Annotated in this window: 10 protein-coding genes; 9 read left to right on the top strand and 1 reads right to left on the bottom strand. The window is 71.0% G+C overall.

What is annotated here, in order from left to right:
- Positions 1-39: 39 nt before the first annotated feature.
- From FVQ89_RS01325 to FVQ89_RS01335, 3 genes are read left to right on the top strand one after another with little or no spacing between them, the layout of a single operon-like run.
- Positions 40-846, top strand: coding sequence for a hypothetical protein (locus tag FVQ89_RS01325; protein ID WP_147900129.1), 807 nt, complete (start codon positions 40-42; stop codon positions 844-846).
- On the top strand, positions 843-3,158 hold the full coding sequence (locus FVQ89_RS01330; RefSeq protein WP_147900130.1) for an SDR family oxidoreductase: 2,316 nt from the start codon (positions 843-845) through the stop codon (positions 3,156-3,158). Before FVQ89_RS01325 ends, FVQ89_RS01330 begins: the two co-directional genes overlap by 4 nt.
- A 16-nt stretch (positions 3,159-3,174) precedes the next feature.
- Positions 3,175-3,972, top strand: a complete 798-nt coding sequence (locus tag FVQ89_RS01335) for a ferritin-like domain-containing protein (RefSeq protein WP_147900131.1) — start codon at positions 3,175-3,177, stop codon at positions 3,970-3,972.
- A 20-nt stretch (positions 3,973-3,992) separates the two neighbouring features.
- Here the strand turns inward: FVQ89_RS01335 and gdhA are convergent, their stop codons facing one another.
- A complete protein-coding gene (gene gdhA / locus FVQ89_RS01340) occupies positions 3,993-5,336 on the bottom strand; it encodes an NADP-specific glutamate dehydrogenase (RefSeq protein ID WP_147900132.1) in 1,344 nt (447 codons plus the stop codon).
- A 258-nt stretch (positions 5,337-5,594) separates the two neighbouring features.
- Here gdhA and FVQ89_RS01345 point away from each other — a divergent pair, with 258 nt between their 5' ends.
- The 6 genes from FVQ89_RS01345 to FVQ89_RS01370 all read left to right on the top strand — a co-directional run bounded on the left by FVQ89_RS01345 (position 5,595) and on the right by FVQ89_RS01370 (position 13,727).
- Complete coding sequence (locus tag FVQ89_RS01345; protein WP_147900133.1) at positions 5,595-8,054, top strand: hypothetical protein; 2,460 nt, start codon at positions 5,595-5,597, stop codon at positions 8,052-8,054.
- 58 nt (positions 8,055-8,112) lie between these two features.
- Complete coding sequence (locus tag FVQ89_RS01350) at positions 8,113-9,528, top strand: hypothetical protein (protein ID WP_147900134.1); 1,416 nt, start codon at positions 8,113-8,115, stop codon at positions 9,526-9,528.
- A 101-nt stretch (positions 9,529-9,629) separates the two neighbouring features.
- On the top strand, positions 9,630-10,682 hold the full coding sequence (locus FVQ89_RS01355; RefSeq protein ID WP_255513344.1) for a dihydrodipicolinate synthase family protein: 1,053 nt from the start codon (positions 9,630-9,632) through the stop codon (positions 10,680-10,682).
- A 28-nt stretch (positions 10,683-10,710) separates the two neighbouring features.
- A complete protein-coding gene (locus FVQ89_RS01360) occupies positions 10,711-11,763 on the top strand; it encodes an NAD(P)-dependent oxidoreductase (protein WP_147900136.1) in 1,053 nt (350 codons plus the stop codon).
- Positions 11,763-12,941, top strand: a complete 1,179-nt coding sequence (locus FVQ89_RS01365; protein ID WP_255513345.1) for a CaiB/BaiF CoA-transferase family protein — start codon at positions 11,763-11,765, stop codon at positions 12,939-12,941. Before FVQ89_RS01360 ends, FVQ89_RS01365 begins: the two co-directional genes overlap by 1 nt.
- Complete coding sequence (locus FVQ89_RS01370; protein ID WP_147900137.1) at positions 12,942-13,727, top strand: enoyl-CoA hydratase/isomerase family protein; 786 nt, start codon at positions 12,942-12,944, stop codon at positions 13,725-13,727.
- Position 13,728: the final 1 nt, after the last annotated feature.

Consider the following 13,728-nt stretch of genomic DNA (forward strand, 5'->3'; position numbering starts at 1 on the left):
CCGCCTGCGCGTGCCCGATCAGGAAGGCTCACCACCCCGATGACCCCGCCAGAAGCGACGGATACCGCCCCGTTCGACGTGCGGGAGTTCGCGCGGACGGCCCAGGCCAGCCACCGCGCCGAGGTCGACCAGGCGGCGATCGCCTCGTCGGGTCTCGGTGACGACGTGGTGCACCTGATCCGCGTGCTCCGCGACCTCGAACGCGCGACCCTCAACCGGATGCGCAACCTGCTCGTCACCGCCACCCACAAGGACGCCCGCGTCACGGCGTTCCTCACCACGTGGGCGTTCGAGAAGTTCTGGATCGCCGACGCGCTCGACGCCGTTCTCGAGGCGGTCGATGCCGATCCGGCTCCGCTCAGCGGCCCGCTGCGGCGCACCGGTGCCGAACGCGCCGAGCGTCGGGGTCCGATCCTGCGGGCGATCGCGGGCAATATCGCCGGAACGCAGCTCGTCGCGGCGCACATGACGACGGGACTCGTCGACGAGTGGATCAGCCAGGTCGCCTACCGCAGACTCGGTAGCGCCGCCTCGGTGCTCTCCGGGCTTGCGGATCGGCTCGTGGGTCTCAAGGACCGCCACGTGACCTTCCTCGCGGAGGAGGCGGAGCGCCGGCTCGCGCAGTCGGCTCGCGCCGTGAAGCTCGCGCGGAAGGCGATCGGCCAGGCCGCGTGGCCGATCGGCGCGGTCGAGATCCCCGCAGCCGACCGCAGCTTCTTCGAGAGCTTCGTGTTCGGCGACGCGGAGGGCCGCGCCGCGGCCGCCCGGATCGGCGAGCGTCTCGCCGCCCTGCCGGGTCTCGGAGCCGCATCCGGTGCCACCGTCACGGCGAGGCTCGTCCCGTGACCCCGAAGCGCGCGAAGACCGACCTCGGCGACGCCCACGTCTTCCTCACGGGCGGCACCGGGTTCGTCGGGCAGGCCGTGCTCGAGCGCCTGCTGTCGACCCACCCCGGAACCCGGGTGACGCTGCTCGTGCGCACAAAGGGCTCTGCCGCCGGGGAGGATCGCGTGCGCACCCTGCTGCGCAAGCCCGTCTTCCGCTCGTGGCGGGAAGCCGTCGGCGACGAGGGGGTGGAGGCGGCGGTGCGCGAGCGCATCCGCGTCGTCGAAGGCGGACTCGGATCGGTGCCCCCGCTTCCCGACGACATCGACGTCGTGATCCACTCGGCCTCGACCGTGTCGTTCGACCCGCCCATCGACCAGGCGTTCGACACCAACGTGGGCGGGGCGATCGGGCTCTACGAGGCGCTGCGCGCATCCGGATCGACGCCGCACGTCGTGCACGTGTCGACCTGCTACGTGGGCGGCCTGCGCAAGGGCGTCGTGCCGGAGGCGCGGCTCGGCCACGAGATCGATTGGCGCGCCGAGTACGCGGCCGCGAAGTCGGCCCGGGAGCGCGTCGAGCTGCATTCGCGTCAGCCCGCGCAGCTGCGCGAGTTCATGGATCGCGCGCGCGCCGTGCACGGCAAGGAGGGCCCGCAGGCCGTCGCCCGTGCAAGCGAGCAGGCGCGCATCGACTGGGTCACGCGCACGCTCGTCGACGCCGGACGCACACGCGCCGAGTCGCTCGGCTGGACCGACGTCTACACGCTCACGAAGGCGTTCGCCGAGCGAGCGGCCGAGGAGCTGTGGGCCGGAACCGGCGGATCGCTCTCGGTGGTGCGCCCCGCGATCATCGAGTCGGCGCTGCAGCACCCGTTCCCGGGATGGATCGACGGGTTCAAGGTCGCCGATCCGCTCATCCTCGCCTACGGTCGCGGCCTGCTGCCGGAGTTCCCGGGGCTCCCCGACAGCGTGCTCGACATCATCCCCGTCGACCATGTCGTCAACGCGATCCTCGCCGCCGCCGCGAACCCGCCGAAGAGCGAGCCCGAGTACTTCCACATCGCATCCGGTGCCTCGAACCCGCTCCCGTTCCATCGGATGTTCGAGAACGTCAACGAGTACTTCACGGCGAACCCCATGCCGACCCCGGGCGACGGGCACGTGCGCGTGCCGACCTGGCGGTTCCCGGGTGGACGCAAGGTGGAGCGGGCGCTGCGCCGGTCGCGGGCACGTCTGGAGCGCCGCGAGCGGTGGCTCACCCGTCTGCCCTCCACCACGAAGACACGCGCGCAGCTCGCCGAGCTCGGCACGAAGCGCAGCGACCTGGAGACGCTCGAGAACTTCTCTGAGCTGTACCGGGCCTACGTGCAGACCGAGATCATCTTCGACGACACCAATGCCCGCGCGCTCCATGCGGCGCTCCCGGCGAAGGTGCGTGCGGATCGTGGATTCGACGTGACCGCGATCGACTGGGAGGACTACCTGCAGAAGGTGCACTTCCCCGCGATCACGACCCTCACGCGCGCATTCTCGCGCCGCCCCGAGGCCACCAGCACCGAGGGTCGCCCGGCCAAGCAACTGCCCGAGCGCACGGATGTGGTGGCCGTCTTCGACCTCGAGGGCACCGTGGTCGACACGAACCTCGTCGAGCAGTACCTGTGGGTGCGCTCCTCCGGTTTCGGCTGGGCGGCGTGGCCCGCATCCGTCGCCTCGATCCTCGCCCAGCTGCCCGGCTACCTGCGGGCCGAGCGCCGCGACCGGGGCGAGTTCATCCGCACGTTCCTGCGCCGCTACGAGGGCATGACCGCCGACCGCCTCTCGCGCATCGTCGGGGGCGGATACGCGGACACCATGCTCGGCCACACCGCGACGGCCGCCCTCGAACGGGCCGCGGCTCACCGTGCGGCAGGCCACCGGACGGTGCTCGTGACCGGATCGATCGGCACCCTCACCGAACCCGTCGCGGCTGCCTTCGACGAGGTGGTCGCGAGCGAGATGCACGTGAAGGACGGCCAGCTGACGGGCTACCTCTCCCGGCCTCCGCTCGTGGATGAAGCCCGCGCCAACTGGCTGCGGCAATACGCCGACCGCGGCGGATACGACCTCGGCGCCTCCTACGGCTACGGCGACAGCCACGCCGACCTCGTGTGGCTCGAACTGCTCGGACACCCGCACGCGGTGAACCCCGACAGCCGGCTGGCCCGCGAGGCCGGACGCAGACGTTGGCGGATCGACACCTGGAAGAGCGGGTCCCGTTCAGCCAATCGTGCTTTGATGACGAGAGGCACCGCACCCGCAACCCGTGAGGAAGGAGCGGACGGCACGCGCTGACGCCGCCCGGTCACATATGGCATTCGACATCGACAAGTACACGGCGAACTCGGATGCGGTCGCGTGGGGCGACCTCGACTTCGACACCTTCGACACGGATCCACTGCCGCCCGAGAGCCTGCGCACGCTGCGGTACATGTGCGACATCGAGTACCACACGGTCTGCTACCTGCGTGATCTGCTGACGACGCCCTCGCACAAGGAGCCCGAGGTGGGCGCCTTCATGACGATGTGGAATCGCGAGGAGTTCTGGCACGGCGAGGCTCTCGCCGCGGTGCTCGCGAAGCACGGCATCACGGTCGACTTCGACCAGCTGAAGGCGACGCGCCTGAAGCTCGGCTGGAAGGACCGCCTCGACCCGATCAAGCAGTCGGTCATGGGCGGGCTCGTCGGCAACGACTTCGTCGCCGTGCACATGGCGTGGGGCGCGGCCAACGAATGGTCGGCGAACGCCGCCTACCTGCGCATGGCCGAGCTCGAGGGGCACCCGGTGCTCGCGGAGCTGCTGAAGCGGATCGCCCGCCAGGAGACCCGCCACGTAGCCTTCTACGCCTCGCAGGCTCGCGACCGCCTGAAGGACTCGAAGAAGGCGCAGAAGCTCGCGCGGTTCGCGCTGTCGCGCTTCTGGGGTCCAGTGGGCTCCGGGGTGCAGGATGACGCCGAGGTCACCCACGTGATGAACCATCTCTTCGGGGGCGCCGAGGGCCGCAAGCTCGTGCGCGACGTCGACTCGCACATCGCGAAGCTCCCGGGGCTCGAGGGGCTGACGATCGTCGAGGACTCGCTCGAGAAGCGCGGCGTCGCCGCCGCCTGACGACGACCCGCGCTCCGCGTTCAGATCACCCCGAGCGCGAGCATCGCATCTGCGACCCGCGTGAAGCCCGCGATGTTCGCTCCCAGTGCGTAGTCCCCGGCGGCACCGTACGCGATCGAGGTCTCGAGGCAGCGGTCGTGGATGTCGTCCATGATCTCGGCGAGGCGCGAGTCGGTGTGCTCGAAGCTCCACGAATCGCGCGAGGCGTTCTGCTGCATCTCGAGCGCCGAGGTGGCGACGCCGCCCGCGTTCGCCGCCTTGCCGGGGGCGAACAGCACGCCCGCCTCGCGGAGCAGACGAACAGCCTCCGGAGTGCACGGCATGTTCGCGCCCTCGGCGACGACTGTCGTGCCTGCGGTGACGAGCAGGCGGGCGGCATCCGCATCGAGCTCGTTCTGCGTCGCGCACGGTAGCGCGACATCCACGCGCAGCTCGCGCGCCAGCTCCCACGCCGTGGCGCCGGACACGAACCGCGCACCCGGCACGTCGTATCCGGTGAGGGTCGTCCGGCGCTCCTCCTTCAGCTCGCGGACACGGGTGATGTCGATGCCATCCGGCGTCGCGAGGGCCCCCGTGCTGTCGGACATTCCCACGACGATCGCCCCGAGCGAGGCCACGCGCTCCGCCGCCGCGATCGCCACGTTGCCGCTGCCGGAGACGAGCACTCGGGCGCCGTCGAGATCACGCCCGTGCCGCTCGAGCATCCGCCGCACGAAGTAGACGAGCCCGTAGCCGGTCGCCTCATTCCGCACGAGCGAGCCGCCCCAGCTGAGCCCCTTGCCCGTGATCGCTCCGGACTCGTGGCGGTCGACGATGCGCGTGTACTGCCCGAACAGGTAGCCGATCTCGCGTCGGCCGACGCCGATGTCGCCCGCCGGCACATCGGTGTGCTCGCCGATGTAGCGGTGCGCCTCGGTCATGAACGACTGGCAGAACCGCATCACCTCCGCATCCGAGCGTCCCTTCGGGTCGAAGTCGCTGCCGCCCTTCGCACCGCCGAGCGGCATGCCCGTGAGGGCGTTCTTGAAGATCTGCTCGAAGCCGAGGAACTTCACCGTGCCGAGGGAGACGGCGGGGTGGAAGCGAAGGCCGCCCTTGTACGGGCCGAGCGCCGAGTTGAACTGCACACGGAATCCGCGGTTGATGCGCACCCGCCCCGCGTCGTCCGTCCACGGCACCCGGAAGATGATCTGCCGCTCCGGCTCGCAGATGCGCTCGATCACCCCGGCCTCGAGGTAGTGCGGATGCTCGGCGACCACCGGCGCGAGCGAGGCGAACACCTCGGTGACGGCCTGATGAAACTCGGGTTCACCCGGATTGCGCCGTAACACCTCCGTGCGCACCTCGTCCAGTCGATGTTCCACGCTGCCCCTCCTTCGATTCGGCCCCGACCATCCGAACGCCCCGAGCGAGCACGCAAGCGCGATCCGGCCGAGATTAAGTGCGGCGGGTACCTGATTTGCGTGTTCGCGACGTTCGCGCAGCCGGGCGGACGGGAGTACGCGCTCGCTCGGCGCGGCGCATGCCGGAATCTCTCGTCGTACGGGACGAGCCCCTGGACAACGCGCCGAATCCCCGTATCATCGACTGCGCAATCGATTTTGCATGATCGAAGGGGATCCATGGCGAATCTGTTCCGTCACCCGCTCGCGACGCCCGAATGGGAGTCCGAGCCCGCCGCCGCGGTACGGCTCGCGACGCGCTCGCTCTGGACGGCGCCACTGCGGGATGAGACGACCGCCCCGGCCCGTCGCATCGTCCACCAGCGCGCGATCTTCACGAGCACGCCTGCCACGTTCCGCGGCCTCCACCTCGGATGGGGCCCCGGCTACCACAAGTGCGCGAGCGGCCAGGAGCGCGACGCCGCCCTCGATGTCGTGGTCTCGCGCGGAGAGCGCGACGGCTGGAGTGAGGTCGCCCGGATCCGCACGAGCGCCGGCGAGCTCGACGACGGCGGCGCGCGGCTCGACCTCGGAGGGCTCGTCGGAACCTCCCTCGTCGCCGAAGTGCGCCGCGCTGCCACCGACGGCTGGTGGCCCGGCTGGAACCTCGCATCCGCCGGGCTGGAGCTCAGCGGCGATCTGGACCGCAGCTGGACGCCCGGTCCCGACGGGTGGCTCGACGTCGGCGAAGTGGACCCGACGGGCGCTTCGCCCGGGGTGGTCGCGACGGTCGGCGCCACCGATGTCGTGTTCCGCAGCGACCACCTCGCGGTGGGCTTCCGGCTGAAGAGCCCGGCCTGGTCACACCTCTCGGTCGACCAGAACGGCGACGGACGCGTCGAGACCAACCTCCTGCAGCTGCCCCGCTCAATGGACATCGTGAGATCGGGCGTCTACCCCTCCGGGGTCTATCCCGTGCTGCGTGACCAGAACGCCGAGTACCTCACCCAGGGTCCGCGATTCGCCGGCACCGACGGGGCCCTGCCGATGGGGTTCCTGCACCGTGGGTACCGGGGCCGCACGGAGGTTCGCGGGTCGACCGTGCGATACGACCTCGAGATCCCGGGCGCGCACCAGCGCTACGTGCTCGAGTTCACGGTGCATGCCGACCGCATCGAACTGGCCGCCGAACGGCACGGAGCCGTCGACCGACGCGCGTGGCAGAGCTCGGCGTGGCACATCGCGCTCGACAACCGCATCACTCCCTCGTGCGCCCTCGGCGATCCGACGTTCACCGGCGAGACCGGCTTGCTCGCGGGCCCGGTCACCTGGCACCACCCGCGGTACGGCACGTTCGAGCTGAGCGGAGGGGACGGTGTGCTCTGGCGCAGCGACTCCGTGCGCCCCCTCGACACCAACACGCTCGAGCTGAAGCTCGGCGAGCAACCCACAGGGTTCGGCGACTACCTGCTGCCCGCCGGCGTGCACCGCGCCGAGGTGACGCTTCGCGTCGCGACACCGACCCTCGCCCGGCTCGCACCGGAGACGCCGGATGCGGTTCGCCGCGCGCTCGAACGCCACACCCTCACCGCACTGCCGTTCCGGGCCGACACGGCCACCTACTCCAACAACGGCGCGTCCATGCACTGCACGACCTCGCTCGCCGATGTCTCATCGATCGCGCGCGAGCTCGACCAGCGCGAGGGGCTGCGTCCGCTCGCCTGGGTCGGGGATTCGCTGCAGCGCTGGCTCGACGGCGCCCCCAGCTACGGCTCCGGCGCCACCTCGCACGGTGCGCACCGCCTGGAGGACGAGTACGTGCACATGGCGGGGAACACCCTGCTGGCGATGGGGCGGTACCTCGCCGCGTCGGAGGACGACGCGTGGTTCGACCGCAACCGCGAGCGCGTGCTGCGCGAACTCGACGAGATGCTTGCGCGCGACGTCGATGGCGACGGTCTGGTCGAGTCGACCATCCGTCGTGGCGTCGCGGGCGAGCACCAGTGGAGCACGGCGTGGGCCGACGTGATCTCGTTCGGATGGAAGGACGCCTGGGCGAACGCCGTGCTGTGCGTGGTGTGGACCGAGTGGGAGCCGCTGCTTCGCCGCCACGGAGAGCACGAACGCGCCGACCGGATCGCGCATGCACGCGACGCCCTCATCTCGGCCTACCTGCCGACCTTCTTCAACCCCGCCACGGGGCTCATCGGCGGGTGGCGGTCCGCCGACGGGGCCCTGCACGACCACGGCTTCTCGCTCGTGGTGGCGCAGGCCTGCGCGAGCGACGCCGTACCCGTGGACCGCGCCCGCGAGATCATGACCGCCCTCCGCGACGCCTGGGACGCCACCGGGCTCGACGACCTGCGGAACGGGATCCCGCTGAACCTGACACGGATCCCGGAGGACGACATCGGAGGCGTCGTGTTCGGGTTGCCGATGGGCAGCTACCAGCAGGGCGGCTACTCCCACCACGGAGCACGGGTGCTCGTCGAGGCGTTCGACCGCTGCGGCATGCACCATGACGCCGAGCGCGTGCTGGTCGAACTCTGCGCGACGATCGCCGACGACAGCTCGTTCGGCGGGGTCGGCAGCGGACGCGACTGGCGGATGGCCGACGGCACACCCAGCGGCTACGAGGGCCAGTTGGTCGAGGGGTTCAGTGTGCTGGCCGCCGCGCTCGCACGGTACGGGCGCCCATGACGAGCCCCGCATCCGCCCACCTGTCTACGCTCGGGGACGAGCGGAAGGAGCCCGCACCATGCTGAAGGTCGCCGACGCGTCTGCGAGCGTGATGGGCGTCGAGACGCGCATCCCGTTCCGCTATGGGATCGCCGAGATGACCCGTGCTCCCCACGTGCTCGTGCGTGTGCGGATCGAGACCGAGACAGGATCGGCCGACGGCTGGGCGAGCGAGCATCTGCCGCCGAAGTGGTTCGTGAAGGACGCCGCGCTGCCGTTCGCCGACGAGGTGGCGATCCTGTCGCGCTCGATTCTCGCCGCCGTGGACTCGGTGCGCGGTCGGGAGGCGGCGCACGCCTTCGCTCTCGTCCGCGAGCTCGACCGCGATCAGGAGGTCTGGGCCGAGGCGGCACAGGTGTCGGGGCTCGTCGCCGGGCTCGGAGTCGCGCTCGTGGAGCGCGCCGTGATCGACGCCGTCTGCCGCAGTGGTGGGATCGCGTTCGCCGATGCGCTCGACCGCGGTGTACTCGGATTCTCCGCGGCCGAGATCCACCCCGAGCTCGCGGGCGCGCCCCCGTTCCGGGCGCATCGGGTGCGGCGGATCGCGGTGCGCCACACGGTGGGCCTCGCCGACCCGCTCACCGATGCCGAGGTCGTGGACGACCCGGGCGACGGTCTGCCGGTGAGCGTGGAGTCGGCGATCCGCACCTGGGGCGTCACCCGCTTCAAGCTCAAGACGGTGGGCGACGTGGAGGCCGACCTCGCCCGCGTCGCGGGGCTGCTCGAGCTGTGCGACCGGCTGGGCGTCGACCCTCGGTTCACGATCGACGGCAACGAGTCGATGCGCACCGCCGAGCACCTGAGCAGCTGGATGCGCGGGCTCTTCTCGAGCCCCGTCGCGGATGCGCTCCGGGCGCGCCTCGACGCCGTGGAGCAGCCGATGTACCGTGACGTCGCGCTCGGCGAGGAGGCCGAGGCGGCCCTCACGGAGGTCGGCTCGCTGGCGCCGGTGATCATCGACGAGTCCGACGACCGGATGGACACGGTGCGCCGAGCGATGGACCTCGGGTACGCGGGCGGCACCTATAAGGGATGCAAGGGCGTGTTCCGGGGGCTCGCGAACGCGGCGCTCGTGGCGCATCGCGACCGCCCGGGGCGACCGGCGGTGCTCACGGCCGAGGATCTGAGCACCATCCCGCCGCTCACCGTCGCGCAGGATCTGGCGGTTGCATCGGCAATGGGGCTCTCGCACATCGAGCGGAACGGCCACCTGTACTTCGCCCGCTTCGCCCCGATCGACCCGACCCTCGCCGATCGCACCGTGCGCGCCCATCCGGACGCGTTCAGCACCGAGACGGGGGCGCCGCGGCTGCTGATCGCGGGCGGCGCACTCGCGATCGGCTCGATCGTCGATGCCCCGTTCGGGCTGACCCCGCTCCCTGAGCCCGCGTCGCTCACACCCCTCACCCCGAGCACCGCCGCCGCGCTCGCCTGAGGCCGACGCACCACGCATCGGTCCCACGTTTCCATTGATGCACAATCGGTTGCGCATTCGATCGTGATCTGGTTCGATAGCCAGGACGAAAGGGCATGTCGATGACGACTACCACCCCGGAGACTCCGCTCGACGTGCTCCGTAGCGGCACCGTGATCCCGGCACACGTGCTCTCGTTGACCGAGGATCTCCGCATCGACGAGCGGCGCCAACGCGCGCTCACCCGCTACTACCTCGACGCCGGGGTCGGCGGCATCGCCGTCGGTGTGCACACCACTCAGTTCGGCATCCGCGCGGCCGGCATGTACGCCGACGTGCTGCGCCTCGCCGCAGAGACGACCCGAGCGTGGACCGCGCGCCCCGTCGCGCTCGTCGCGGGCGTGACGGGAGACACGGCCCAGGCGATCGACGAAGCCGAGACCGCCGCGGGGCTCGGATACACCTCCGCCCTCGTGAACGTCGCCGCCTGGCGGGGCCGGCCCGAGTCCGACATCGTCGCGCACGTGAGCGCCGTCGGCGAGGTCATGCCCGTCATGGGCTTCGCGCTCCTGCCCGAGGTCGGCGGCTTTCACCTCTCCCGTGCCTTCTGGCGCGAACTCGCGTCGCTCCCGAGCGTCGTCGGAATCAAGCTCGCACCCTTCGACCGCTACCGCACCCTCGACATCGTGGGGGGCGTGGTCGACGCGCGGGCCGAGGAGCGGATCACCCTCTACACCGGCAACGACGACCACATCGTGCTCGACCTGCTGCAACCCTTCCGCATCCCCCGGGACGGCGAGCAGGTGACGGTGCGCATCCGCGGCGGGCTGCTCGGGCACTGGAGCGTCTGGACGAAGCGCGCCGTCGAGCAGTTCGCCCGCATCCGGGCAGTGCCCGACGATGCCGCGGTGCCCGCCGACCTCCTCGCGCTCGACTCCGCCGTGACCGACGCGAACGGGGCCGTCTACGACGCCCGCAACGCCTTCGCAGGGTGCATCCCGGGATGCCACGAAGTGCTTCGGCGCCAGGGGCTGTTCGCCGGCACCTGGTGCCTCGACCCCGACGAGACGCTGTCGCCCGGCCAGCTCGACGAGATCGACCGTGTGATCCGCGAGCACCCCGACCTCACCGACGACGAGTTCGTGGCCGCCGGCCTCGAGCGCTGGCTCGCCTGACCACCTTCGCCGCACCAGACAGGACACCATGACATCCACTGACCTGCTCACCTTCGACACCCTCCCGGAGCGCTTCGCGACGCTCGACGAGCTCGACGAGTTCATGTCGCGCCCGACTCCCGAGACGGTGCGCGAACTCGCGACGCTCGACGGCGACATCATCGTGCTCGGCGTCGCCGGCAAGATGGGCGTGGGCCTCGCCCGGATGCTGAAGCGCGCCGCCCCGGACAAGCGCGTCGTCGGAGTCGCGCGCTTCACCGAGGAGGGGGTGCGCGAACGCCTCGAGGAGGCGGGGGTCGAGGCGATCACCGCCGACCTGCTCGACCGCGAGCAGGTGGAGGCGTTGCCGAAGCTGCCGAACGTGATCTACATGGCGGGCCTCAAGTTCGACTTCCGCGGTCGCGAGGACTTCCTGTGGGCGATGAACACACTCGTGCCGTCGTACGTGGGCGAGGCGTTCCGCGCCTCGCGGATCGTGGCGCTCTCGACCATCCACGTCTACCCGTGGACGGATCCGCGCCGCGGCGGCGCCACCGAGGACACACCGCCGCTCGCTCGCAGCGGCGAGTACGCCAACTCGGTCGTCGGACGCGAGCGGACCTTCCAGTACCTCTCGCGCGTGCACGGCACGCCCGGCCGCATCGTGCGCTTCGTCTACGCGATCGACATGCGCTACGGGGTGCTCCAGGAGATCGCCGGATGGGTACGGACCCGCACCCCGATCCCCCTCGCGACGGGCAACGTCAACATCCAGTGGCAGGGGGATGCGATCAACCACTTCGCCCGCTTGCTCACTCGTGTCGAGACCCCGGCCAGCGCGATCAACATCGGGGGCCCCGAGAACGTGTCGGTCCGCCGCATTGCCGAGTCGTTCGGCGAACGCTGGGGCATCGAGCCGGTCTTCGAGGGCGAGGAGAGCGACCTCGCCCTGCTCGTGAACTGCGACCGCGCGGCCGCCGAACTCGGCAACCCCGTCGTGCCGGTGGAGCGGATGGTCGACTGGGTCGCCGACTGGGTGGAGAACGAGATGCCCCTCTACGGCAAGCCCAGCAAGTTCCAGATCCGCGATGGGGTGTTCTGATGGCGGGCATGCTCGACGGCATCCGCGTCGTCAGCTTCACCCACTTCCTGCAGGGACCGTCGGCGAGCCAGCTGCTGGCCGACCTCGGTGCGGACGTCGTCAAGGTCGAGCCGAGGGGCGGTGCGTTCGAGAGGACCTGGACGGGCCCCGACCGGTTCGTCGAGGGAGTCTCGCCGTTCTTCGCGCTCGGCAACCGCAATGTGCGCAGCATCGTCGTCGACCTCAAGAGCCCGGACGGCGTGGAGGTGGTGCGCGCGCTGCTCGCCGAGGCCGACGTGCTCATCGAGAGCTTCCGCCCGGGGACGATGGACAAGCTCGGGCTCGGGTACGACGTGCTTGCCGAGCGGAACCCGCGGCTCGTCTACGCATCCCTCTCGGGCTACGGCTCCGACGGCCCCTACCGTGACCGCCCGGGGCAGGACGTGCTCATCCAGGCGCTCTCCGGCCTCGCGATGGCGACCGGGCGTGCCGGCGACCCGCCGACGCCGGTCGGCGCCTGCGTCGTCGACCAGCACGCAGCCGTGCTCGGCGCCTTCGGGATCCTCGCGGCCCTGCACGGGCGCGAGCGCACGGGCCGCGGCGGCCTCGTCGAGTCGAACCTGCTGAACGCCGCACTCGACCTGCAGATCGAGCCTCTCGCCTACGCCCTCAACGGGTTCGGCTCGAGTCGTTCGTCGAGCGGCGTCTCGTCACCCTTCTACACGGCGCCGTACGGGGTCTTCGCCACCGCCGACGGCTTCCTCTGCATCTCGCTGACGGCGCTCGACGCGCTCGAGCGGGTCTTCGACGATCCGTGGTTCGCGACCGTCGACCCCGCGGATCGCTACACCGAGCGCGACTCCGTGAACGACAGGGTCGCCGAGCACATGGGCGACCGCACGAGCGCGGAGTGGGGCGAGCACTTCACCGCCCACCGGATGTGGTTCGCCCCCGTGCAGGACTACGACGACGTCATGGTCGACCCGCAGGTGCTCCACAACGACTCCTTCGACGCCTACGAGCACGAGCGCGCGGGCACCATCCGGACGCTCAAGCACCCGGTGATGTACGACGGCGTGCGACCCGGCATCCGCACTGCCCCGCCCGAACTCGGACAGCACACGACCGATGTGCTCGCCGAGCTCGGCTACGACGACGCCACCCGAGAGAGGCTCTACACCACCGGAGCGGTCGGCTAGATGGCCGACGACGAGCTGCTCGTCCACCGCGCGGGCGGACGCCTCTCGCTCGTGCTCAACCGCCCGCGGGCGCGCAACGCGGTCTCGCCGACGATGCTCGACGCGCTCGTGTACGAGATCGACCGCGCCCGGACCGACGGAACGCGGGTCGTCACCATCGCGGGCACGGGAGACGCATTCTGCGCCGGGGCGGACATCACCTCCTACGCGGAACCGCGCGGACGACGCGACGAGCTCGAGGAGTTCACGCGGCGAGCCCGCGACCTCTGCCGCGCGATCGAGACCCTCGATGCGGTCACCGTCGCAGCGGTCGACGGGCCGTGCCTCGGCGGCGGGTTCGAGCTCGCCCTCTCGTGCGACCTCGTGATCGCCTCGGATCGCGCGCGATTCGGCTTACCCGAGACGCGCCTCGGTCTCATCCCCGGATGGGGCGGCACGCAGCGCCTGACCGCTGCGATCGGCGGGCCGCGAGCTCGACGCCTCGTGCTGACGGCCGAGCTGATCGGCGCCGTCGAAGCCGTGGACTGGGGCATCGCCGCTACTGCGGTGCCGCCTGCGCAACTCGGCAGCGAGCTCGACCGGATCGCCGACGACCTCCTCGCTCGCGCCCCACTCGCCCTCGCCGCGGCGACCCGCGCGATCCGCGGCGATGCGCGGCGACGCTGGCCGACCGAGGCGGCCGAACACGAGACCCGCGAGCTGCTCGACCTCTTCGAGACCCGCGACGGCGCGGAGGGCGTCGCCGCGTTCATCGCCAAGCGCCCGCCGCGCTTCACCGGAAGCTGAG

This window comes from Homoserinibacter sp. GY 40078, from assembly GCF_008017545.1.
Taxonomy (GTDB): Bacteria; Actinomycetota; Actinomycetes; order Actinomycetales; family Microbacteriaceae; genus Homoserinibacter.

Excerpts from the sequence above, each read along its gene's own strand:
- FVQ89_RS01325 (WP_147900129.1), top strand. The coding sequence starts at position 40 with ATGACCCCGCCAGAAGCGACGGATACCGCCCCGTTCGACGTGCGGGAG.
- FVQ89_RS01335 (WP_147900131.1), top strand. The coding sequence starts at position 3,175 with ATGGCATTCGACATCGACAAGTACACGGCGAACTCGGATGCGGTCGCG.
- FVQ89_RS01345 (WP_147900133.1), top strand. The coding sequence starts at position 5,595 with ATGGCGAATCTGTTCCGTCACCCGCTCGCGACGCCCGAATGGGAGTCC.
- FVQ89_RS01350 (WP_147900134.1), top strand. The coding sequence starts at position 8,113 with ATGCTGAAGGTCGCCGACGCGTCTGCGAGCGTGATGGGCGTCGAGACG.
- FVQ89_RS01355 (WP_255513344.1), top strand. The coding sequence starts at position 9,630 with ATGACGACTACCACCCCGGAGACTCCGCTCGACGTGCTCCGTAGCGGC.
- FVQ89_RS01360 (WP_147900136.1), top strand. The coding sequence starts at position 10,711 with ATGACATCCACTGACCTGCTCACCTTCGACACCCTCCCGGAGCGCTTC.
- FVQ89_RS01365 (WP_255513345.1), top strand. The coding sequence starts at position 11,763 with ATGGCGGGCATGCTCGACGGCATCCGCGTCGTCAGCTTCACCCACTTC.
- FVQ89_RS01370 (WP_147900137.1), top strand. The coding sequence starts at position 12,942 with ATGGCCGACGACGAGCTGCTCGTCCACCGCGCGGGCGGACGCCTCTCG.